24 protein-coding genes are annotated in these 22,153 nt (G+C 71.1%); 22 read left to right on the forward strand and 2 right to left on the reverse strand.

Going from position 1 to position 22,153, the window contains the following annotated elements; all coding sequences use genetic code 11:
* The first annotated feature begins 77 nt into the window (after positions 1 to 77).
* Positions 78 to 1,619, forward strand: coding sequence for a signal recognition particle protein (ffh, locus tag ACGFRG_RS17795; protein ID WP_361420285.1), 1,542 nt, complete (start codon positions 78 to 80; stop codon positions 1,617 to 1,619).
* Positions 1,620 to 1,810: 191 nt separating this feature from the next.
* Complete coding sequence (gene ftsH, locus ACGFRG_RS17800; RefSeq protein ID WP_393264818.1) at positions 1,811 to 3,727, forward strand: ATP-dependent zinc metalloprotease FtsH; 1,917 nt, start codon at positions 1,811 to 1,813, stop codon at positions 3,725 to 3,727.
* A gap of 61 nt (positions 3,728 to 3,788) precedes the next feature.
* Here ftsH and ACGFRG_RS17805 read toward each other — a convergent pair whose 3' ends face one another.
* Complete coding sequence (locus tag ACGFRG_RS17805) at positions 3,789 to 4,631, reverse strand: methyltransferase domain-containing protein (RefSeq protein ID WP_393264820.1); 843 nt, start codon at positions 4,629 to 4,631, stop codon at positions 3,789 to 3,791.
* A gap of 165 nt (positions 4,632 to 4,796) precedes the next feature.
* Here ACGFRG_RS17805 and proS point away from each other — a divergent pair, with 165 nt between their 5' ends.
* The 19 genes from proS to ACGFRG_RS17900 all read left to right on the forward strand — a co-directional run bounded on the left by proS (position 4,797) and on the right by ACGFRG_RS17900 (position 20,224).
* Positions 4,797 to 6,209, forward strand: coding sequence for a proline--tRNA ligase (gene proS / locus ACGFRG_RS17810; protein ID WP_361420276.1), 1,413 nt, complete (start codon positions 4,797 to 4,799; stop codon positions 6,207 to 6,209).
* A 260-nt stretch (positions 6,210 to 6,469) separates the two neighbouring features.
* Positions 6,470 to 7,063 (forward strand): hypothetical protein, encoded by a 594-nt coding sequence (locus ACGFRG_RS17815; RefSeq protein ID WP_101390352.1) that lies wholly within the window; start codon positions 6,470 to 6,472, stop codon positions 7,061 to 7,063.
* A gap of 285 nt (positions 7,064 to 7,348) precedes the next feature.
* Positions 7,349 to 7,789, forward strand: a complete 441-nt coding sequence (gene rpsP / locus ACGFRG_RS17820; protein WP_361420273.1) for a 30S ribosomal protein S16 — start codon at positions 7,349 to 7,351, stop codon at positions 7,787 to 7,789.
* Between the two features lie 2 nt (positions 7,790 to 7,791).
* Positions 7,792 to 8,031, forward strand: coding sequence for an RNA-binding protein (locus ACGFRG_RS17825; RefSeq protein ID WP_361420271.1), 240 nt, complete (start codon positions 7,792 to 7,794; stop codon positions 8,029 to 8,031).
* 119 nt (positions 8,032 to 8,150) lie between these two features.
* Positions 8,151 to 8,765: a ribosome maturation factor RimM gene (gene rimM / locus ACGFRG_RS17830; RefSeq protein WP_393264825.1), complete on the forward strand. Its 615-nt coding sequence runs from the start codon at positions 8,151 to 8,153 to the stop codon at positions 8,763 to 8,765.
* Positions 8,765 to 9,586, forward strand: coding sequence for a tRNA (guanosine(37)-N1)-methyltransferase TrmD (trmD, locus tag ACGFRG_RS17835; protein ID WP_393264828.1), 822 nt, complete (start codon positions 8,765 to 8,767; stop codon positions 9,584 to 9,586). Before rimM ends, trmD begins: the two co-directional genes overlap by 1 nt.
* Positions 9,587 to 9,718: 132 nt before the next feature.
* Positions 9,719 to 10,069 carry a 50S ribosomal protein L19 gene (rplS, locus tag ACGFRG_RS17840; RefSeq protein WP_361420262.1) on the forward strand — a complete coding sequence of 117 codons (351 nt, stop codon included), beginning with the start codon at positions 9,719 to 9,721 and terminating at the stop codon, positions 10,067 to 10,069.
* 78 nt (positions 10,070 to 10,147) lie between these two features.
* Positions 10,148 to 10,930, forward strand: a complete 783-nt coding sequence (gene lepB / locus ACGFRG_RS17845) for a signal peptidase I (protein ID WP_393264831.1) — start codon at positions 10,148 to 10,150, stop codon at positions 10,928 to 10,930.
* Between the two features lie 298 nt (positions 10,931 to 11,228).
* On the forward strand, positions 11,229 to 12,377 hold the full coding sequence (gene lepB, locus ACGFRG_RS17850; RefSeq protein WP_393264834.1) for a signal peptidase I: 1,149 nt from the start codon (positions 11,229 to 11,231) through the stop codon (positions 12,375 to 12,377).
* Positions 12,378 to 12,480: 103 nt separating this feature from the next.
* The gene (lepB, locus tag ACGFRG_RS17855) at positions 12,481 to 13,197 is read left to right on the forward strand and encodes a signal peptidase I (protein WP_393264929.1); all 717 of its coding nucleotides are present in this window, start codon (positions 12,481 to 12,483) and stop codon (positions 13,195 to 13,197) included.
* A 91-nt stretch (positions 13,198 to 13,288) separates the two neighbouring features.
* Entirely contained in the window at positions 13,289 to 14,038 is a 750-nt protein-coding gene (gene lepB, locus ACGFRG_RS17860; RefSeq protein ID WP_393264836.1) for a signal peptidase I, read from the forward strand.
* Positions 14,028 to 14,576, forward strand: coding sequence for an NUDIX hydrolase (locus ACGFRG_RS17865; RefSeq protein ID WP_393264838.1), 549 nt, complete (start codon positions 14,028 to 14,030; stop codon positions 14,574 to 14,576). The genes lepB (ACGFRG_RS17860) and ACGFRG_RS17865 overlap by 11 nt, the downstream gene beginning before the upstream one ends.
* Positions 14,577 to 14,632: 56 nt before the next feature.
* A complete protein-coding gene (locus ACGFRG_RS17870; RefSeq protein ID WP_003965949.1) occupies positions 14,633 to 14,941 on the forward strand; it encodes a DUF2469 domain-containing protein in 309 nt (102 codons plus the stop codon).
* 106 nt (positions 14,942 to 15,047) lie between these two features.
* The gene (locus ACGFRG_RS17875; protein ID WP_393264840.1) at positions 15,048 to 15,410 is read left to right on the forward strand and encodes a YraN family protein; all 363 of its coding nucleotides are present in this window, start codon (positions 15,048 to 15,050) and stop codon (positions 15,408 to 15,410) included.
* A complete protein-coding gene (locus tag ACGFRG_RS17880) occupies positions 15,411 to 17,027 on the forward strand; it encodes a YifB family Mg chelatase-like AAA ATPase (protein ID WP_361420247.1) in 1,617 nt (538 codons plus the stop codon).
* A gap of 39 nt (positions 17,028 to 17,066) precedes the next feature.
* On the forward strand, positions 17,067 to 17,240 hold the full coding sequence (locus tag ACGFRG_RS17885; RefSeq protein ID WP_393264843.1) for a hypothetical protein: 174 nt from the start codon (positions 17,067 to 17,069) through the stop codon (positions 17,238 to 17,240).
* Between the two features lie 86 nt (positions 17,241 to 17,326).
* Positions 17,327 to 18,493, forward strand: coding sequence for a DNA-processing protein DprA (dprA, locus tag ACGFRG_RS17890; protein WP_393264846.1), 1,167 nt, complete (start codon positions 17,327 to 17,329; stop codon positions 18,491 to 18,493).
* Between the two features lie 242 nt (positions 18,494 to 18,735).
* Positions 18,736 to 19,578: an RNA polymerase sigma factor WhiG gene (gene whiG / locus ACGFRG_RS17895; protein ID WP_361420238.1), complete on the forward strand. Its 843-nt coding sequence runs from the start codon at positions 18,736 to 18,738 to the stop codon at positions 19,576 to 19,578.
* An 88-nt stretch (positions 19,579 to 19,666) separates the two neighbouring features.
* Positions 19,667 to 20,224, forward strand: a complete 558-nt coding sequence (locus ACGFRG_RS17900; RefSeq protein WP_393264932.1) for a TetR/AcrR family transcriptional regulator — start codon at positions 19,667 to 19,669, stop codon at positions 20,222 to 20,224.
* A 69-nt stretch (positions 20,225 to 20,293) separates the two neighbouring features.
* Here ACGFRG_RS17900 and ACGFRG_RS17905 read toward each other — a convergent pair whose 3' ends face one another.
* Positions 20,294 to 20,716: a murein hydrolase activator EnvC family protein gene (locus tag ACGFRG_RS17905; protein ID WP_393264849.1), complete on the reverse strand. Its 423-nt coding sequence runs from the start codon at positions 20,714 to 20,716 to the stop codon at positions 20,294 to 20,296.
* A 534-nt stretch (positions 20,717 to 21,250) separates the two neighbouring features.
* Between ACGFRG_RS17905 and rpsB the strand changes: the two genes are divergently transcribed.
* Positions 21,251 to 22,147: a 30S ribosomal protein S2 gene (gene rpsB, locus ACGFRG_RS17910; protein WP_361420232.1), complete on the forward strand. Its 897-nt coding sequence runs from the start codon at positions 21,251 to 21,253 to the stop codon at positions 22,145 to 22,147.
* Positions 22,148 to 22,153 lie beyond the last annotated feature (6 nt).

Consider the following 22,153-nt stretch of genomic DNA (forward strand, 5'->3'; position numbering starts at 1 on the left):
GGGTGGGGAAAACTCCCGCCGGGATACCCTGGGGGGCGTCACCCGACCGCCCTACGAGCCGAGGATCCGCGACCACCGTGTTCGATACCCTCTCCGACCGCCTCAGCGCGACATTCAAGAACCTCCGGGGCAAGGGCCGCCTGTCCGAGGCGGACATCGACGCCACGGCGCGCGAGATCCGTATCGCGCTGCTCGAAGCCGACGTGGCGCTCCCCGTGGTCCGCGCGTTCATCAAGAACGTCAAGGAGCGCGCCCTCGGGAGCGAGGTCTCCAAGGCCCTGAACCCGGGCCAGCAGGTCCTCAAGATCGTCAACGAGGAGCTTGTCACCATCCTCGGTGGCGAGACCCGTCGCCTGCGGTTCGCCAAGACCGCCCCGACGGTCATCATGCTGGCGGGTCTCCAGGGTGCCGGTAAGACCACCCTGGCCGGAAAGCTCGGCCAGTGGCTCAAGGGCCAGGGGCACTCGCCGCTGCTCGTCGCCTGTGACCTCCAGCGCCCCAACGCCGTCAACCAGCTGAGCGTCGTCGCCGAGCGCGCCGGTGTCGCCGTCTACGCGCCGGAGCCCGGCAACGGCGTCGGCGACCCGGTCAAGGTCGCCCAGGACTCCATCGAGTTCGCCCGGTCGAAGCAGTACGACGTGGTCGTGGTCGACACCGCCGGCCGCCTCGGCATCGACCAGGAGATGATGCAGCAGGCCGCGGACATCCGCGACGCCGTCAAGCCCGACGAGATCCTGTTCGTCGTCGACGCGATGATCGGCCAGGACGCGGTCAACACCGCCGAGGCCTTCCGCGACGGCGTCGGCTTCGACGGCGTGGTCCTCTCGAAGCTCGACGGCGACGCCCGGGGCGGTGCGGCGCTCTCCATCGCCCACGTCACCGGCAAGCAGATCATGTTCGCCTCCAACGGCGAGAAGCTCGACGACTTCGACGCGTTCCACCCGGACCGCATGGCGTCCCGCATCCTCGACATGGGTGACCTGCTCACCCTGATCGAGCAGGCGGAGAAGACGTTCAGCCAAGAAGAGGCCGAGAAGATGGCCTCCAAGCTGGCGTCGAAGAAGGGCCAGGACTTCACGCTCGACGACTTCCTGGCGCAGATGGAGCAGGTCCGCAAGATGGGCTCCATCTCCAAGCTGCTCGGGATGCTGCCCGGCATGGGGCAGATCAAGGACCAGATCAACAACATCGACGAGCGCGACGTGGACCGCACCGCCGCGATCATCAAGTCGATGACCCCGGGCGAGCGCCAGGACCCCACCGTCATCAACGGCTCGCGCCGCGCCCGTATCGCCAAGGGCTCCGGCGTCGAGGTCAGCGCGGTCAAGAACCTGGTCGAGCGGTTCTTCGAGGCCCGCAAGATGATGTCGCGGATGGCCCAGGGCGGCGGCATGCCCGGTATGCCGGGGATGCCCGGCATGGGTGGTGGTCCCGGCCGGCAGAAGAAGCAGGTCAAGCAGGCCAAGGGCAAGCGCAAGAGCGGCAACCCGATGAAGCGCAAGGCCGAGGAGGAGGCCGCCGCCGCACGCCGCGAGCAGGGCGCCCTGGGCCTCCCGTCCGCCGCCCAGGCCCCCGAGGACTTCGAACTGCCCGACGCCTTCAAGAAGTTCATGGGCTGACGCTCCCGCTACGTACTACGTACGTCAGCAGGCGGCGCCCAGCGCGTTGACGAGAAGGGCCCGCGAGCCACCCGGCCGCGGGCCCTTTCGCCTGCCCGCCCCCGCCCCCGCACCGGCCCCATCGGCCCAGCCGGGAATGCCCCCGCCGCCGCGCTCTTCGATACTGGCCGTACTGGCCCAAGGAGAGCAGCGTGCCCACTCCCGTACCCCCGCGAGATCGCACCGACCAGCCGTGGCGCTCGGAGGGCGCGCCCCCGCCGCCTCCGCCGAAGCGCAAGATGCCCGGGGGCTGGGGCAGCCTGATCCTCACCGCTCTCGTCGTCTACCTGATCACCAATCTCATCCTGTCCTTCTTCGACGAGGGCAATGAGCCGACCCTGTCGTACACCGAGTTCAGCAAGCAGGTCGCGGCCGGGAACGTCGAGAAGATCTACGCCAAGGGCGACGCGATCCAGGGGCAGCTGAAGAGCGCGCAGAACCAGCCGGGCGGCGGTGGCAAGTACACGAAGTTCACCACCCAGCGGCCGACCTTCGCCGACGACGACCTGTGGGCGCAGCTGACCAAGCAGCAGGTCACGGTGACCGCCCAGCCCGTCGTCGAGCACCGCAGTTTTCTTTCCAACCTGCTGATCTCGCTCGCCCCGATGCTGCTGCTCGTCGTGCTGTGGCTGTTCATCGCCCGCCGGATGAGCGCGGGGCTCGGCGGCGGGATGCTGGGGCGCAAGGCGCCGCCCAGGCCCGTCGAGCTGACCGAGGGCAAGCGGACCACGTTCGAGGACGTGGCGGGCATCGACGAGGTGGAGGGCGAGCTCAACGACGTCGTGGACTTCCTCAAGAACCCCGACGCCTACCGGCGGATGGGCGCCAAGATGCCTGGCGGTGTACTGCTCGCGGGCCCGCCCGGCACCGGCAAGACATTGCTGGCCCGGGCTGTGGCGGGGGAGGCGGGGGTGCCGTTCTTCTCGGCGTCGGCCTCGGAGTTCATCGAGATGATCGTGGGCGTGGGCGCGTCGCGCGTACGGGAACTCTTCGCCGAGGCGCGCAAGGTGGCCCCCGCGATCATCTTCATCGACGAGATCGACACCATCGGACGCGCGCGTGGCGGCGGCGCCGGGATGGGCGGGCACGACGAGCGCGAGCAGACCCTCAATCAGATCCTCACCGAGATGGACGGGTTCTCCGGGTCCGAGGGCGTCGTGGTCATCGCCGCCACCAACCGGGCCGACGTACTGGACCCCGCGCTCACCCGGCCCGGCAGATTCGACCGGATCGTGCAGGTCAGCCCGCCGGACCGGGGCGGCCGCGAGTCGATCCTGAAGATCCACACCCGGGAGATCCCGATGGCCCCGGACGTCGACCTCGCCCAGCTGGCCCGCACCACCCCCGGGATGACCGGCGCCGAACTCGCCAACCTGGCCAACGAGGCGGCCCTGCTCGCCGTCAAACGCCGCCAGAGCGAGGTCACCCATTCGGACCTCTCCGACGCGCTGGAGAAGGTGCAGCTCGGCGCGGTGCGGCCGCTGGTGATGCCGCAGGAGGAGCGCCGGCGCACCGCGTACCACGAGAGCGGCCACGCCCTGCTCGGGATGCTCCAGCCCGGCGCCGACCCCGTCCGCAAGATCACCATCGTGCCCCGGGGGAGGGCGCTGGGCGTGACGCTCTCCACGCCCGACGCCGACAAGTACGCGTACACCGAGGACTATCTGCGCGGCCGCATCATCGGCGCGCTCGGCGGGATGGCCGCCGAGCACGTCGTCTTCGACGTCATCACGACCGGCGCCGAGAACGACCTCGAACAGGTCACCAACCTCGCGCGCGGCATGGTCGCCCGCTGGGGCATGAGCAAGAAGATCGGCCCGCTGACCGCCCTGCCGAGCGACGCCCAGCAGGCGTACGGGCTCTCGGCCGCCCCGCAGACGCTGGACAACATCGACGGCGAGATGCGCCGCATCGTCGACGAGTGCTACGCCGAGGCCTGCCGTCTGCTGCGCGACAACCGCGCCCGCCTCGACGCGCTCGCCGAGGCGCTGCTCCAGAACGAGACCCTGGAGGAGGAGGCCGCCTATCGGGCGGCGGGCATCCCGCGCCTGGCCAAGACGGAGAGCTGAACACGGAGAGCTGAACAAGGGGGCTGAACAGGGGGGCTGAAGAAACGTTCCGTAGCCCGCTCTACGGCGTACGCGCGATCAAGTAGCGGAATATGTTCGGCATCCACACCGTGGCGTCCCGGCGCAGATACGGGTGGAGCGCCTCGGTGAGCTCCTTGACCACCTGGGCGTGGTCCGTCGCCCGCTCGGCCGCGTCGAACAGGCCCGTCGCCAGCAGCCCGCGCACCGCGCTGTCCATGTCCGCGTAGCCGAACGGGCAGGCCACCCGCCCCGAACCGTCGGGCAGCAGACCGGCCCGGGACGCCACGTCCTCCAGGTCGTCGCGCAGGCTCGGCCGCCAGCGGGGAGCGTCGGTGAGCCGGGAGGCGATCCGCAGCACACCGGAGGTGGCGCACCGCTCCGGCGGGCCCCAGCCGGTGAGCACCACGACGCCGCCGCGCTCCGCCAGCGGCACCGCGGCCGCCAGCGCCGGGGCCAGGCCGTCGGAGTCGCCCGCCGTGCAGCCGACCGGCTCGAAGGCGGTCACCAGGTGGTACGGGCCCCCGTCGGGCCCTGCCGCGGCCGGGTCGCCCTCCACCAGCCGGGTGGCGCCGCCGTCACGCCCGCCGCCCCACACGCCGTCCGGGAGCAGCCGTTCACGGGCCAGCGCCAGGCGCTCCGGGCGGCTGTCGACGCCCGTCACGCGCGCGCCGCGCGAGGCCGCGATCAACAGGGCGAGCCCGGAGCCGCAGCCCAGGCCCAGCAGCCGGGTGGCGGGTCCCACCTCCAGCCGCTCGTACACCGCTTCGTAGAGCGGTACCAGCATCCGTTCCTGGATCTCGGCCCAGTCCCGGGCGCGGGCGCACGCCCGCGCGGGCGGGGCGGAGGCCGCCAAGGACTGGTGCCGGACGAGCACAGGTGTCATGGAAAGCGCCCCAATCCGCAGAAGAGGTCAGCCGTGCACTGAATGACAGCCCCCGTACACGTGCGGTCGCACTCCCCCCGTATGCCAGGGAACTCCGCATCCGCCACCGCGTCCAGAGGGAGGGCGATTCACGTTCGGGGCCGCCGGGCCCGTACCATTCGCGCCATGGCAAAGGCACCCGTTCTCACGCCCCAGGCGGAAGACTTCCCCCGCTGGTACCAGGATCTGATCAACAAGGCCGAGCTCGCGGACAACGGTCCGGTGCGCGGCACCATGGTGATCCGACCGTACGGCTACGGCCTGTGGGAGCGGATGCAGCAGGAGATGGACGCACGCATCAAGGACGCCGGCGCCCAGAACGCGTACTTCCCGCTCTTCATCCCCCAGTCTTACCTGACTCGCGAGGCGGAGCACGTCGAGGGCTTCGCGCCCGAGCTCGCGGTGGTCACGCACGGTGGCGGCAAGGAGCTCGAAGAGCCCGTCGTGGTGCGTCCCACCTCCGAGACGATCATCAACGAATACTTCTCCAAGTGGGTGCAGAGCTACCGGGACCTGCCGCTGCTCATCAACCAGTGGGCCAACGTGGTCCGTTGGGAGATGCGGCCGCGCGTCTTCCTCCGTACGAGTGAGTTCCTCTGGCAGGAGGGCCACACCGCGCACGCCAGCTACGAGGACGCGCGCGACTACGCCGCCCGCATCCACCAGGACGTGTACGCGGACTTCATGATCAACGTCCTGGGCATCGACGTGGTCCTCGGCCGCAAGACGCCCAAGGAGCGGTTCGCCGGAGCCATCAACACGCTCACGCTCGAAGGCATGATGGGCGACGGCAAGGCCCTGCAGCTGGGCACCAGCCATGAGCTGGGCACCAACTTCGCCAAGGCCTTCAACACCCAGTACCTGTCCAAGGACGGCAAGCAGGAGCTCGTCTGGCAGACCTCCTGGGGTGTCTCCACCCGGATGGTCGGCGGTCTGATCATGTCGCACGGCGACGACAACGGTCTGCGCGTGCCGCCGCGGCTCGCCTCCGTCCAGGTCGTCGTCATGGCCATCAAGGGCGACGAGGCCGTGGCCAAGGTCCGCGAGCTCGGCGACCGGCTGAAGGCCGCGGGCATCCGCGTCCAGGTCGACGACCGCGTGGACACCCCGTTCGGCCGCCGTGCGGTGGACTGGGAGCTCAAGGGCGTGCCCGTACGCGTCGAGATCGGCCCGCGCGACCTGGAGGCCGGTACCGCGATGCTGGCCCGCCGCATCCCGGGCGGCAAGGAGCCCGTCTCCATCGACGCGCTCGCCGAGCTGCTGCCCACCGTCCTCGAAGAGGACCAGGCGCAGCTGCTGCGCGAGTCCCGCGAGCGCCGCGAGTCCCGTACGAGTGACGTATCGACCATCGAGGAGGCCGCCGAGGCCGCGGTCTCCGGTGGCTGGGCGCGCATCCCGTGGGCGACGCTCGGCGCCGAGGGCGAGGCCAAGCTGGCCGAGCAGGCGGTGTCCGTACGGTGTCTGGTCGCCGAGGACGGGTCGGTCCCCGACGCCGACGACGCACCCGGTACCGTCGCGATCGTCGCGCGCGCCTACTGAGGCCTCGCTGGCCAGTCCCGGTCGGCCGAAAACGCCCCTTGCGCAACGGCCGGTTCCCGTAATCCCGGCGCGTGGACATCATCTACGCGCCGGGGCGTACGCGCCGCTACGTACTACCTTGGTGTGAGCTGTGAGGCTTCTCCGCAGTTCAGCGCACCCGCCCTCGTCCGGACGCATCAACGGCAACTGACGGGTACGTGCAAATTATTTGGGATGCCCCGGAATAGGAACACCGGGGCACTCCGGCTCGTTGTCACGACGTGAGCACGACACCACCTGTTCTCGCCGCAGAGCTGGCGCAGGCGTGGGCCGACATTCAGCGGTACCACCCCGAGCTGCCGGACCTTGCCGCGCCCGAGTCCCTGATCGGAGAGTCGTCGTCCGCCTGCGGCGCCGAGCTCTCCTTCGAGCGACTGCTTCACGAAGCAGTCCACGGCATTGCCGCCGCCCGGGGTGTCCGCGACACATCCCGGGCCGGCCGCTACCACAACCGCAGATTCCTGGCCATCGCCGAGGAGTTGGGCCTCGACCACCCCGAGGAGCCGCATCCCAGCAGCGGATTCTCGCTGGTCGCGCTGAACCCCGAGGCGCGGCGCCGCTACCGGCCGACCATCGAACGGCTCCAGCGCGCCCTGAAGGCCCACACCGTCGCCACGGCCGCCGACACCAAGCGCTCCTTCAGAGGCCCGGCCGCCCGGCACGGCTCCTCCGGCGGCGGCGTCCGCGTCAAGGCGGTCTGCGACTGCGGCCGCAACGTGCGCGTCGTCCCGTCCGTGCTCGCCCAGGCGCCGATCGTCTGCGGCGGCTGCGGCAAGCCGTTCCGCATTCCCGAGGTCGTGGCGGCGGCGAGCTGAGCCGGAGCCTGCCCGCTGGATCCCGCCGGGGACGGACCCGTCGCCGGGCGGGGGCGGCGCGGGCCCGCCGGCCGACGGTGAGCCGCCGGTCGGCCGCCCGGGGGTGCCCCACGGACCCCCGGCGTGCCCGGCGCCGGCATGTGGCACAATGACTAGCTGTACTCGACAGCCGCACAGGAACCCTCTCGCCTCCGGCTGACGCGTCCATCGGGCACTTTGAGTACCGCAACCCCACGTGGCATCCCGTTGTGCCCCACCACGTCAAGACCAGGAGACACCACTCCAGTGGCAGTCAAGATCAAGCTCAAGCGCCTCGGCAAGATTCGCCAGCCGCACTACCGCATCGTCATCGCCGACTCGCGCACCCGCCGCGATGGCCGCGCGATCGAGGAAATCGGTCTGTACCACCCGACGTACAACCCGTCGCGCATCGAGGTCGACTCGGAGCGCGCCCAGTACTGGCTGTCCGTCGGCGCCCAGCCGACCGAGCCGGTCCTCGCCATCCTGAAGCTCACCGGCGACTGGCAGAAGCACAAGGGCCTGCCGGCCCCCGCGCCGCTGCTGCAGCCGGAGACGAAGGAGAGCAAGCGCCGCTCCTTCGACGAGTTCGCCAAGTCCCTTGAGGGCGACGACGCCAAGGGTGAGGCCATCACCCCCAAGGCCAAGAAGGCTGACAAGAAGGCGGACGAGGCTCCGGCCGACGCCGCCGAGTCGACCGAGGCCTGAGCATGCTCGAGGAGGCTCTTGAGCACCTCGTGAAGGGCATCGTCGACAACCCCGACGACGTGCAGGTCGCCTCGCGCAACCTGCGCCGCGGGCGCGTGCTGGAGGTCCGGGTCCACCCCGACGACCTCGGCAAGGTGATCGGCCGCAACGGCCGCACCGCCCGCGCTCTGCGGACCGTCGTGGGGGCGCTCGGTGGCCGTGGCATCCGCGTCGACCTCGTCGACGTGGACCAGGTCCACTGAAAAATCTGGTCGTTTCATTTTGATGCGCCGGCTCGGGCCGGGGAGGGCTTCGGCCAGCCCCGGCCCGCAGTCGTCTGTAGAGCACATGCCGCAGGGCACCGACAGGAGAGTTGAACGACGTGCAGCTGGTAGTCGCGCGGGTCGGCCGCGCCCACGGCATCAAGGGCGAGGTCACCGTCGAGGTGCGCACCGACGAGCCGGAGCTGCGGCTCGCGCCCGGCGCCGTACTGGCCACGGACCCGGCGTCCACCGGGCCGCTCACCATCGAGACGGGCCGCGTCCACAGCGGCCGTCTGCTGCTGCGTTTCGCGGGCGTGCACGACCGCACCGCCGCCGAGGCGCTGCGCAACACGCTGCTCATCGCCGACGTCGACCCGGACGAGCGCCCTGAAGAGGACGACGAGTACTACGACCACCAGCTCATCGACCTCGACGTGGTCCTCGCCGACGGCACCGAGGTCGGCCGGATCACCGAGATCTCGCACCTGCCGTCCCAGGACCTGTTCATCGTGGAGCGCCCCGACGGCACCGAGGTCATGATCCCGTTCGTCGGCGAGATCGTCACCGAGATCGACCTGGACGAGCAGCGGGCCGTCATCACCCCGCCGCCCGGGCTCATCGACGACCGCGCGGAGATCGTCTCCACCCGGGACGCCGAGGCGGAGGCGGCCGCGGCCGCGGCCGAGGCCTCCGAGAAGGCCTCCGCCAAGGACTCCAGCGGGGACGACGCCTGATGCGGCTCGACGTCGTCACGATCTTCCCCGAGTACCTGGAACCGCTGAACGTCTCCCTCGTCGGCAAGGCACGCGCGCGTGGCCAGCTCGACGTCCAGGTGCACGACCTGCGGCAGTGGACGCACGACCGGCACAACACGGTCGACGACACCCCGTACGGCGGCGGCCCCGGCATGGTCATGAAGACCGAGCCGTGGGGCGACTGCCTCGACGACGCGCTCGCGAGCGGCTTCGAGGCGGGCGCGCACGGCCCCGTCATGGTCGTGCCCACGCCCAGCGGCCGCCCCTTCACCCAGGAACTCGCCGTCGAGCTCTCCACCAAGCCGTGGCTGATCTTCACGCCCGCGCGCTACGAGGGCATCGACCGCCGTGTCATGGACGAGTACGCGACCCGGATGCCGGTGTACGAGGTCTCCATCGGCGACTACGTCCTCGCGGGCGGGGAAGCCGCCGTCCTGGTGATCACCGAGGCCGTGGCGCGACTGCTGCCCGGCGTGCTCGGCAACGCCGAGTCCCACCGCGACGACTCCTTCGCCCCCGGCGCCATGGCCAACCTCCTGGAAGGGCCGGTCTACACCAAGCCCCCCGAGTGGCGCGGCCGGGGCATCCCGGACGTCCTGCTCAGCGGCCACCACGGCAAGATCGCCCGGTGGCGGCGGGACGAGGCGTTCCGGCGCACCGCCGAGAACCGGCCCGACCTGATCGAGCGGTGCGAGGCGTCCGCCTTCGACAAGAAGGACCGCGAGACGCTGAGCATCATGGGGTGGCAGCCCACCGCGGACGGTCGATTTTGGCGCAGGCCCCCAGCCGTGGAAGAATAGGCGGCTGCTGTACGCCCGACTGCGCCCCTGCCACAGGGGGACCGTCGCACACCGGGTGGCACAGCTCCCGAACTCTCAACGAAAACCCGCCCGGCGACCTGTGGCGTCGTGCGAAGAAAGCAGACGAAGAACATGTCTCACCTGCTCGACTCCGTCAACGCGGCCACGCTGCGCACCGACGTCCCGGCCTTCCGCCCCGGTGACACCGTCAACGTTCACGTCCGCGTGATCGAGGGCAACCGCTCCCGTATCCAGCAGTTCAAGGGCGTCGTCATCCGCCGCCAGGGCGCGGGCGTCTCCGAGACCTTCACGGTCCGCAAGGTCTCCTTCTCCGTCGGCGTCGAGCGCACCTTCCCGGTGAACTCCCCGATCTTCGAGAAGATCGAGCTCGTCACCCGCGGTGACGTGCGCCGCGCGAAGCTGTACTACCTGCGCGAGCTCCGCGGCAAGGCCGCGAAGATCAAGGAGAAGCGCGACAACTGAGCTCCGGCTCGGGGGTGAGCCACCGCTCACCACACTCGCGTACGGGTCCACAGGACGGGCGGATAGGCTCTGCCCCCGATGGACACCGAAGCACAGCACACGGAGCGCGACCTCCCCTCCACCCCTCAGCCGGGGCCGGAGCGGGGGTCGCGCTCCGCGCGTTTTCCCGCCCTCGCCCGCTACCTGGAAGGGCCCTGGCGCAAGGCCGTGGCCCTGCTCGCGCTGTGCCTGCTCTTCCTGCTCCTGTTGAGCCACTTCGTCGTCCAGCCCTTCGTCATCCCCAGCGGATCCATGGAGCCCACCCTGAAGGTGGGCGACCGGGTGCTGGTCAACAAGCTGGCCTACCGCTTCGGCGGCCATCCCGTACGCGGTGACGTCGTCGTCTTCGACGGCCGCGGCTCGTTCACGGACGAGCCGCCGGAGGGGAACCCGGTGGGCCGGGCCCTTCGTTCAGCGGTTGCGTCCCTGGGACTTCGCGAGTCCGAGGGGAACGTGTACGTGAAGCGCGTCGTCGGCGTCGGCGGCGACCGGGTCGTGTGCTGCGACAAGGGCGGGAGGCTCCAGGTGAACGGGACACCGGTGACCGAGGCGTATGTGTACCCGGGCGACACCCCGTCCCAGGTGCCGTTCGACATCGTGGTGCCCGACGGCACCCTGTTCGTCCTGGGCGACCACCGCTCCCGCTCCAGCGACTCCCGCGACCACCTGGGCTCACCGGGCGGTGGCATGGTGCCGGTCGACCACGTGGTGGGGCGCGTCGACTGGATCGGCTGGCCGGTCGGCCGCTGGGCGGAGGTCCCCGGTTCCGGCGCCTTCGCGCGCGTGGGCGCACCGGGCGGGCCGGGCGGCGCCCATGGGTAACCGGGGGCGCCCGCGATCGGGTGCCCGCTCGACATCCCGCTCGGCCCCGCCGCCGGCCGAGGAGCCGCTGCCCACGGGGACACGGAGTACGTCACGGCTCGCGCCGCCGGTTTCCGAGGCGGCGCCTGCGGCTGAGGGCTACGACATGGGGCTCGCCCCGGCTGCCGAGGGCTTCGGTCCAGGGCCTGCCCCGACGTCCGGTGGCTTCGATACAGGGTCCGTTCCGACGGCCGACCGCTTCGATCCAGCGTCCGCCCCGGCAGCCGACGGCTTCGAACCGGCCGGGCCCGCCGAGCCGTTGACGAGGCCGTCCGAGGCCGGCGGAGGCTACTTCGGCCGCCCCCCGGGTCGGCGGGCCCAGCAGGGCCGGGCCGACCGGCGCAGGCTCGCCCGCAAGGTGAAGCGGCGCCGACGCAGGTCCGCCGTGCGGGAGATACCCCTGCTCGTCGGGGTGGCGCTGCTGATCGCCCTCGTACTGAAGACGTTCCTCGTGCAGGCCTTCGTGATCCCGTCCGGCTCGATGCAGGACACGATCACCATCGGCGACCGGGTCCTGGTCGACAAGCTCACGCCCTGGTTCGGCTCGAAACCGCAGCGCGGGGACGTGGTGGTCTTCAAGGACCCCGGCGGGTGGCTGAAGGCCGAGAAGAAGACCACCGGCGGCAGCGACCCGGTGGTCGTCAAACAGGTCAAGCAGGCCCTGACGTTCATCGGACTGCTGCCCTCCGACAACGAACAGGACCTCATCAAACGGGTCATCGCCGTCGGCGGGGACACGGTCAAGTGCTGCGACGCGGGCGGCAAGGTCACCGTCAACGGCGTACCGCTGGACGAGCCCTATGTGCAGGCGGGCAACCCGCCCTCGACGATCCCGTTCGAGGTGAAAGTGCCGCCGGGCAGGCTCTTCGTGATGGGCGACCACCGCTCGAATTCGGCCGATTCCCGCTTCCACCTCAACGAGGCGTACCACGGGACGGTCTCCGAGGACGGGGTCATCGGACGGGCCGTCGTCATCGCCTGGCCGTTCGACCGCTGGCGGCGGCTGGAAGAACCCGGGACATTCGGCTCGGTGCCGGACGCGCCCGGCAGGTCGGACACCGCGCTCGGTGCTTCGCATAGGGTGTCCTCCCGGGATCCGGCTGCGGATCCCGACAAAGCGCATGAATTCATGTCAATCGATTCGATGTCGAACGAACCGATATCGAACGAAGCGATCCGGCCCCCGAGCCCTGCGGAACTCCCGCTCGTTATGGGAGTGGTGGGCCTGCGTCTGTCATGGCGCGGGCGGTGGCACGGAGTGAGGAGTGGATGTGGGGGATTTGGCGGTCGGCGCACGATCCGGACACGACGAGCCCGAGGAGCGGCCGGACCGGCCCGCCGATTCTCCCGCGCAGGCTCAGGCCGACAGCGGCGGTGGAGGCATCGAGGGCGGCAGCCCGGGCGGTGACGGGGAGCCGGCCGGCGGCGAGGGGCGCAGCCCCAAGAAGCCGCGTTCCTTCTGGAAGGAACTGCCGCTGCTCATCGGCATCGCGCTGATCCTCGCCCTGCTGATCAAGACGTTCTTCGTGCAGGCGTTCTCGATCCCCTCCGACTCGATGCAGGACACCCTGCAGCGCGGCGACCGGGTGCTCGTGGACAAGCTGACGCCGTGGTTCGGCGCCACGCCCAAGCGCGGCGAGGTCGTCGTCTTCCACGACCCGGGCGGCTGGCTGGAGGACCAGAAACCGGCCGAGCCCAATGTGGTGCAGAAGTTCCTCAGCTTCATCGGGCTGATGCCGTCCGCCGAGGAGAAGGACCTGATCAAGCGGGTCATCGCGACCGGCGGCGACACGGTGGAGTGCAAGAAGGGCGGCCCCGTCAAGGTCAACGGCCATGCCCTGAACGAGCCGTACATCTTCCCCGGCGACAGCGCCTGCGACGACATGCCGTTCGGCCCGATCAAGGTCCCCAAGGGCCGGATCTGGGTGATGGGCGACCACCGGCAGAACTCGCTGGACTCCCGCTACCACCAGGAGCTGCCCGGCGGCGGCACCGTCTCCGACGACGAGGTCGTGGGCCGCGCGTTCACCATCGCCTGGCCGCTCAACCGCATCGACTGGCTGGGCATCCCGGGCACCTTCGACCAGAAGGGCCTGAGCGGCATGGCGTCGAGCGCGCCGGTCGCGGCCGGACTGGCCGGTGCCGTGCCGATGGTGCTGTGGCGCCGCCGCAGGCTCACCCGCGCGAGTGACGCGATCGGCCGCGGCGACCTCGGCCGAGAGGGCTGACCCGGCGGGATACCGACAGGTAGGGTGCCGTCCCAGATCGTCGATCTCCGGACCCGCGCGCGGCGCGGGCGGCCGGGGGAGGAGCACTGGGATGAGCGGAACAGGACGTACGGGCGACGGCCGCGGCCGCGGTCTCGGCAATCTGCTGTCGGGACTGGCCGTGGCCGTCGGCTGTGTGCTCTTCCTGGGCGGCTTCGCCTGGGGAGCCGTGGAGTACAAGCCGTACACGGTGCCCACCCAGTCCATGAACCCGACGGTCAAGGCGGGCGACCGCGTGCTCGCGCAGCGCATCGACGGCGGCGATGTGAAGCGCGGCGATGTGGTGATCTTCAAGGACAAGGTCTGGGGCAACGTCCCCATGGTCAAGCGGGTCGTCGGCATAGGCGGCGACACCGTCAAGTGCTGCGATGCGGGCGGCAAGCTGACCGTCAACGGCCAGCCGATCGACGAACCGTATCTGCACGGCACGGCCCCCTCCACCACCAAGTTCAGCGCCACCGTTCCCAAGGACCAGCTCTTCCTCCTCGGCGACGAACGCGATGTCTCGCTGGACTCCCGGGTGCACCTGGAGGACGCGGCGAACGGGTCCGTGCCGCGCTCCGCCGTCAGCGCGCGCGTGGACGCCGTCGCCTGGCCGCTGGACGGCATGCTGAAGCGTCCGACGGGCTTCAAGGCCCTGCCGGGCGGCATCTCCCAGCCGGGCCCGCTGATGCTCGTGGTGGGCGCGATTGTCGCCGGGGTGGTCCTGATCGTCCTGGGAGCGGCGTACGGGCCGGTGGCGCGCCGGTTCGGCGGGCGCGGCGCCGGGAGCCGGCGGGAGGTGCCCGCCGGTGGGGAGTGAGGACCGCGCGGCCCCGGCCTCGGCTTCGGCCTCGGCTTCGTCCGGGGAGCCGCCCGGGGAGCTCCGCAAGGTCGCCCGGGTCGTCCTGCTCGACCCGCAGGACCGTATTCTGCTGATGCACGGTTACGAACCGGACAATCCGGCCGACACCTGGTGGTTCACCCCGGGCGGCGGTCTGGAGGGCGACGAGACCCGTGCCGAGGCGGCCCTGCGCGAACTGGCCGAGGAGACCGGGATCACGGATGTGGAGCTCGGGCCGGTGCTGTGGCGCCGGATGTGCTCGTTCCCGTTCGACGGCCGCCGCTGGAACCAGGACGAGTGGTACTACCTGGCCCGTACGACGCAGACCGAGGCCGCGCCGACCGGCCTCACCGAGCTGGAACGACGCAGCACCAAGGGGCTGAGGTGGTGGACCTCCGCCGAACTGTCGGCGGCCCATGAGACGGTGTACCCGACCAGGCTCGCCGAGCTGCTGCGCACGCTGCTCGACGAGGGTCCTCCGCGTACGCCGGTGGTCCTGGCTCCGGAAATCGTCTAGGGGTCCGGGGCGCTGACGCACAATGGGGGGACCGCACGGCTGAAGGGGAACATGCCATGAGCGCCGAGGACCTCGAAAAGTACGAGACCGAGATGGAGCTGAAGCTCTACCGGGAGTACCGCGACGTCGTCGGTCTGTTCAAATACGTGATCGAGACCGAGCGGCGTTTCTACCTCACCAACGACTACGAGATGCAGGTGCACTCGGTCCAGGGTGAGGTGTTCTTCGAGGTGTCGATGGCGGATGCCTGGGTCTGGGACATGTACAGGCCGGCCAGGTTCGTCAAGCAGGTGCGGGTCCTTACGTTCAAGGACGTGAACATCGAGGAGCTCAACAAGAGCGACCTCGAACTTCCGGGCGGCTGATCCCACTCGTTCGGGTGGCGGGGTTATCCACAACGGCCGGGTTGTCCACCAAGATCCACTCGATGGCGGCGGGTGCGTGACAGTCGGTACCGGAGGTGGTGCCGAAATGAACGCACAAGGAGCACTCGGACAGTACGGCGAAGACCTGGCCGTCAGGCTGCTGACCGACGCCGGAATGACCGTGGTCGCCCGCAACTGGCGGTGCGGCAGGGCCGGAGAGATCGACATCGTCGCCCGCGACGGTGACGCGCTGGTGGTCTGCGAAGTCAAGACCCGCAGAGCCGGCGCGTTCGAACACCCCATGGCGGCCGTCACCCCCGCCAAGGCCGAGCGGCTCAGACACCTGGCCGAGCGATGGCTCGCCGACCACGGCGGACCGCCACCCGGCGGCGTCCGCATCGACCTGGTCGGCGTCGTGCTGCCCGACCGCGGCGCACCCCGAGCCGAGCACGCGCGGGGGGTGGCCTGAATGGGATTCGCCCGCACCTGCTCCGTCGCGCTCGTCGGAGTCGAAGGCGTCGTCGTCGAAGTCCAGGCCGACCTCGAACCGGGCGTCGCCGCCTTCACCCTCGTCGGCCTGCCCGACAAAAGCCTCAGCGAAAGCCGCGACCGCGTCAGAGCCGCAGTCGTCAACTCCGGTGCCGACTGGCCCCAGAAGAAACTCACCGTCGGCCTCAGCCCCGCCTCCGTCCCCAAGGGCGGCAGCGGCTTCGACCTCGCCGTGGCCTGCGCGGTCCTCGGCGCGGCCGAGCGCATCGACCCCCGCGAGCTCGCCGACCTGGTGATGATCGGCGAGCTCGGACTCGACGGCCGGGTGCGCCCCGTGCGCGGCATCCTGCCCGCCGTCCTCGCCGCCGCAGAAGCCGGATACCAACAGGTCGTCGTGCCCGAACAGACAGCGGCCGAAGCGTCCTTGGTGCCCGGCATCTCCGTCCTCGGCGTACGGAGCCTGCGCCAGCTCATCGCCGTCCTCACCGACGAACCCGTGCCCGAGGAGGAACCCGCCGAGGAGGGCAGACCCGACGCGATGCTCGCGGGCCTGGTCGTCCCAGGCGCGGGCGTCGGCACCGGCCTGTCCGCCGAAGCCGACACCAGCCCGCCCGACCTCTCCGACGTCGCCGGACAGCACGGCGCCCGCACCGCCCTGGAAGTCGCCGCGGCCGGCGGCCACCACCTGATGCTGTACGGACCGCCCGGCGCGGGCAAAACGATGCTCGCCGAACGGCTGCCCGGCATCCTGCCGCCGCTCACCCGCCAGGAATCCCTCGAAGTCACCGCGATCCACTCGGTCGCCGGCATCCTCCCGCCGGGCAAACCCCTGGTGCGCAAAGCGCCCTACTGCGCGCCCCACCACTCGGCGACCATGCAGTCCCTGGTCGGCGGAGGCAACGGCCTGCCACGGCCCGGAGCGGTCTCCCTCGCCCACCGGGGCGTGCTGTTCCTCGACGAGGCACCGGAGTTCACGGGCAAGGCCCTGGACGCCCTGCGCCAGCCCCTGGAAGCCGGTCACGTCATCGTCGCCCGCAGCGCGGGGGTGGTGCGCCTGCCCGCCCGCTTCCTGATGATCCTCGCCGCCAACCCCTGCCCCTGCGGACGCCACACCCTGCACGGAGCGGGCTGCGAATGCGCTCCCTCCATGATCCGCCGCTACCAGTCCCGGCTGTCCGGACCGCTCCTGGACCGCGTCGACCTGCGCGTCGAGGCCGAGCCGGTCCGGCGCGAGGACCTGCTCGCCCAGGGCGGGCGCGGCGAATCCACGGCGGTGGTCGCCGAACGCGTCCAGGCCGCCCGCGAACGGGCCACAGCCCGGCTCGCGGGCACCCCCTGGACCACCAACAGCGAAGTCCCCGGACACGAACTGCGCACCCGCTGGGTGACCGCCCCCGGGGCGCTGGCCGCGGCGGAACGCGACCTGGAACGCGGCCTGCTCACCGCCCGGGGCCTGGACCGCGTCCTGCGCGTCGCCTGGACCATCGCGGACCTCTGCGGCAAGGACCGCCCGGACGAAGGCCACATCGGGCTCGCCCTGGAACTGAGAACGGGCATCTCGCGGGGTGCGCCGATGCCGGTGGGAGGCGCGGGGTGAACCGGGAGGCGGCCTTGTCGGAGTGGCGGGGGAGGGGGGATGCGGTGGACGCGGGGGTGGTTGGTGGTGGCGGTGCCGGTGGAAGCGGGGGTGGCGGTGGTCGTGCTGGCGGTGCCCATGCCGGGGGCAGCGCCGGTGGAGTTGGCGGTGCCCGTGCCGGTGGCGGCAGAGGCGCCCGTGCCGGTGGCGGCAGAGGCGCCCGTGTCGGTGTAAGCGGAGGCGCCGGTGGAGGTGGCGGTGGTGGAGGTGGCGGTGGTGGCGGTGGAGGCGCTGCGGCCGAGCCGGTTGGCGCTGACGCCGTGACCGTCGGCGCGGTCGACGGTGAGCGGCTCGCGCGGGCCGCGCTGACCAGGGTCATCGAGCCGGGTGACGAACGAGGTGGCCGCTGGCTGCGTACCTACGGCGCCGCAGAGCTGATGCGGCGCCTCACCTCCGCCGAGGATCCCGACGACCCCTTGACCGGAGCCGGCACCGCGCGGCTCGCCACCTACCGCAGACGCGCGGCCGCCGCCGACCCCGAGCGGGACCTCGCCGCCCTGGCCGACGCCGGCGGGCGGTTCGTCTGCCCCGAAGACAGCGAATGGCCCGGGCAACTCGACGACCTCGGGGACGCCCGGCCCGTTGGGCTCTGGCTGCGGGGCCCGGCCGACCTGCGGATATGGGCACTGCGATCGGTCGCGGTGGTCGGCGCCCGCGCCTGTACGCCCTACGGCGCCCACATGGGAGCCGCCCTCGGCGCCGGGCTCGCCGAAAAGGGCTGGGTGGTGGTGTCCGGTGCGGCCGCGGGCGTCGACGGCGCGGCCCATCGCGGCGCCCTCGCCGCAGGCGGCGCCACCGTCGCCGTACTCGCCAGCGGAGTCGACGTCGTCTACCCGCGCGGCCACACGGAGTTGATCGGCCGCATCGCCGAACAAGGCGTCCTCGTAGCGGAGTTGCCGCCGGGCGACCACCCCACGCCGAGCCGGTTCATCCTGCGCAACCGCGTGATCGCCGCGCTCACCCGGGGCACGGTCGTCGTCGAGGCCGCGTACCGCAGTGGATCCCTCGCCACCGCCCGCACCGCGCAGCGGCTCGGCCGCCACACCATAGGGGTGCCCGGACCCGCCACCAGTGGACTCTCGGCCGGAGTGCACGAACTGCTGCGCGGCGAGGCCGTCCTGGTCACCGACGCCGCCGAAATCGTCGAGCTCGTCGGAGAGATGGGTGAGCTCGCCCCGGCGCGCCACGGTCCCGTCCTGCCCAGGGACCTCCTCGGCCCCGCCACCGCACGCGTGCTCGACGCCCTGCCGGGCCACGGCGAAGCCCCCGTACGAGACATCGCCCGCGAAGCCGCCACCACCGAGGACGAAGCGCTCAACCGGCTCTACGAACTCCACTCGCTGGGGTTCGTCGAACGCGAAGGCGACCGCTGGCGGTTGACGTCAAGCTCGCTCCGCCTGCCGGGCGCGCGGCGAGGCGGTGCTTGACCTGGAGCATTCGGGTGAAAAGGTAAGGCCGATGACCACCGAGGGCCGCACCGCAGCGCTTTCGGGGCCGACGCACCCGGCGACGGCCCCGATCCGCGCCTGCCACCCGCCGCCCCCACCGCGCAAGGTCTACCCACCCGGCGTTCGCGCACCGCGACACCCCGGTCACGCTACGCTCACGAGGGCCCCGCATCAGAAACAGCTTCCCGCACACGTCACAGCAGAACGGCTCAAGGCAACGAATGCCCCAGCACACCTCCGGGTCCGATCGCACGGCAGCTCCCCCGGCTGCCCGCGCCGGTGGCACCGTGCGACCACCGGCGCCCTCGTCCGTCGACGAACTGTGGCGCTCGTACAAGAACAGCGGCGACGAGCGCCTGCGCGAGCAGCTGATCCTGCACTACTCACCGCTGGTGAAGTACGTCGCGGGCCGGGTGAGCGTGGGGCTGCCCCCCAACGTCGAGCAGGCCGACTTCGTCTCCTCCGGGGTCTTCGGACTCATCGACGCCATCGAGAAGTTCGACATCGAGCGGGCCATCAAGTTCGAGACGTACGCCATCACCCGCATCCGCGGCGCGATGATCGACGAACTGCGCGCACTCGACTGGATCCCGCGCTCCGTACGGCAGAAGGCCCGCGCCGTCGAGCGCGCCTACGCCACCCTGGAAGCGCAGCTGCGCCGCACCCCCTCGGAGAGCGAAGTCGCCACCGAGATGGGTATCGCCGTCGAGGAACTGCACGCCGTATTCAGCCAGTTGTCCCTCGCCAACGTGGTCGCGCTGGAAGAACTGCTGCACGTCGGTGGTGAGGGCGGCGACCGGCTCAGCCTCATGGACACGCTGGAGGACACCGCTGCCGACGACCCCGTCGAGGTCGCCGAGGACCGCGAGCTGCGGCGCCTGCTCGCCCGTGCCATCAACACACTTCCCGAACGCGAGAAGACGGTCGTCACCCTCTACTACTACGAAGGGCTCACCCTCGCCGAGATCGGCAACGTCCTCGGAGTCACCGAGAGCCGGGTGAGCCAGATCCACACCAAATCCGTACTCCAGCTGCGGGCCAAACTGGCCGACGTCGGCCGCTGACCACCGCCCCCGGAATCCTGCCCGCCCCCATCCGCTCCCAGCGGCCCAGCCGTACAGTGGACCGGTGCCAAGGATTCGAGCGGCCTCAGTGGCCGAGCACCGCACCATGCAGCGCGCCGCACTGCTGGACGCCGCCCGCGCCCTGCTGTCCGAGGGCGGCACCGAAGCCCTGACCTTCCCGGCCCTGGCCGAGCGCACCGGGCTCGCCCGGTCCTCCGTGTACGAGTACTTCCGCTCCCGGGCCGCCGTGGTCGAAGAGCTCTGCTCCGTCGACTTCCCGCTCTGGGTCGCCGACGTCGAAGCCGCGATGCGACAGGCCGTGGGACCCGAGGACAAGGTCGCCGCGTACGTACGCCGCCAGCTCGAACTCGTCGGCGACCAGCGCCACCGCGCCGTCGTCGCCATCTCCGCCAGCGAGCTCGACGCCGGCGCCCGCGAGAAGATCCGCGCCGCCCACGGCGGCCTCATCGCCATGATCGTCGAAGCCCTCGCCGAACTCGGCCACGCCCAGCCCCGCCTCGCGGCCCTGCTGCTCCAGGGCGTGGTCGACGCCGCGGTGCGCCGCATCGAACTGGGCGCGGCGGAAGACCCGGCGGCCATCACGGACGCGGCGGTGGGGATGGCACTGCGGGGCGTGGTCGGCTAAACCGGCCTCCGGGGGGCCTCCCCCCCCCGCCCCCCCCCGCCCCCCCTCCCCACCCCCCTCACCCCCGAATCACCCCACCCCCACCCCCACCCCGAACACCGGCAACAGCCGCACATGCCCCCGCCGGATGAGGAGCAGCGGGTTCAGATACGCCTCCCCCCGCCTCAGCCCCCAGTGCAGGCATCCCTCGGCGCAGTGCCACGGGCCCGCGTCCAGGACCGCGACCGGCTGGCCGGTGTTCACTCGTTCGCCCGGCTGGACCAGCGCCCGCACCGGCTCGTACGTGGTGCGCAGCGGTGGGCTTCCGGACCCGTCCAGCGTGATCGTCAGTACTCCTTGCCCCGCGACGGGGCCTGCGAAGGTCACCCGGCCGGGGGCCACCGCACGGATCTCCGTGCCCGGCGCTGCCGCCAGGTCGACGCCCCGGTGGCCGGGGCCGTACGGCGTCGCGGGTGGCTCCCAGCCCCGTATCACCACGGGTGGACCGGGCACGGGCCACGATCCGCCCCTGACAAGACCAGCCGACATCACCCCGGCCGCCACCGGCGCCGAGCGGCCAGGCTCAGCCACCAGCGCCGAGCCGACAGGCCCGACCACCGGCGCCAAGCGGCCAGGCCCGGCCACCGGCCCGACCGGAGTCCTCGGCGCCCCGGGGCCTACCGACGCCACAGATGTGGCGATCAACGCGAGTAGTGATGCGCAGTACGTGCGGTACATGGGAAAAGGATCGCGGCTCGTGCCGAATCAGGATGATCATGGGTCGGATCTGTGGATAACCAGGCGGTTGTGGACAGCGCCGTCACCCGGCACTGCCACGGTCCCGTACACTTCTTGTGGCGATCCGGGTCACCGGGTCGACTTCGCACGCCCCGCCAGTGGTCCACCTCTGAGTCATCAGTGGTCCGGATCGCAGGCCGCGCCTCTCGGTCCTTCGCCTCTCAACGGTGCAGGGCACGGCGCATCGGGGCGTCAGGCGCGGCAGCCGACCGGCGGCCGCGGTAACCGAGTACCTCAAGGAGTACGGCCATGGCCGTCGTCACGATGCGGGAGCTGCTGGAGAGCGGCGTCCACTTCGGTCACCAGACCCGTCGCTGGAACCCGAAGATGAAGCGCTTCATCTTCACCGAGCGCAACGGCATCTACATCATCGACCTGCTCCAGTCGCTGTCGTACATCGACCGCGCCTACGAGTTCGTCAAGGAGACCGTCGCGCACGGCGGCTCCATCATGTTCGTCGGCACGAAGAAGCAGGCCCAGGAGGCCATCGCGGAGCAGGCGACTCGCGTGGGCATGCCCTACGTGAACCAGCGCTGGCTCGGCGGCATGCTGACCAACTTCTCCACCGTCTACAAGCGTCTGCAGCGCCTCAAGGAGCTTGAGCAGATCGACTTCGAGGACGTCGCGGCCTCGGGTCTCACCAAGAAGGAGCTCCTGGTCCTCTCGCGTGAGAAGGCCAAGCTGGAGAAGACCCTCGGTGGTATCCGCGAGATGTCGAAGGTTCCCAGCGCCGTCTGGATCGTCGACACCAAGAAGGAGCACATCGCCGTCGGTGAGGCGCGCAAGCTCCACATCCCGGTCGTCGCGATCCTCGACACCAACTGTGACCCCGACGAGGTCGACTACAAGATCCCGGGCAACGACGACGCGATCCGCTCCGTCACCCTGCTCACCCGCGTGATCGCCGACGCCGTCGCCGAGGGCCTCATCGCCCGTTCCGGCGTCGCCACCGGTGACTCGAAGCCGGGCGAGAAGGCCGCCGGCGAGCCGCTCGCCGAGTGGGAGCGCGACCTGCTTGAGGGCGACAAGAAGGCCGACGACGCCGAGGCCCCCGCGGCCGAGGCCGTCGAGGCCGAGAAGCCGGCCGAGGCCGCTGCGGAGGCTCCGGCCGCCGAGGCGCCGGCCGCGGACGCCGAGCAGGCCTGACCTTCG

This window comes from Streptomyces sp. NPDC048696 (assembly GCF_043198895.1).
In the GTDB taxonomy this organism is placed as follows: Bacteria; Actinomycetota; Actinomycetes; order Streptomycetales; family Streptomycetaceae; genus Streptomyces.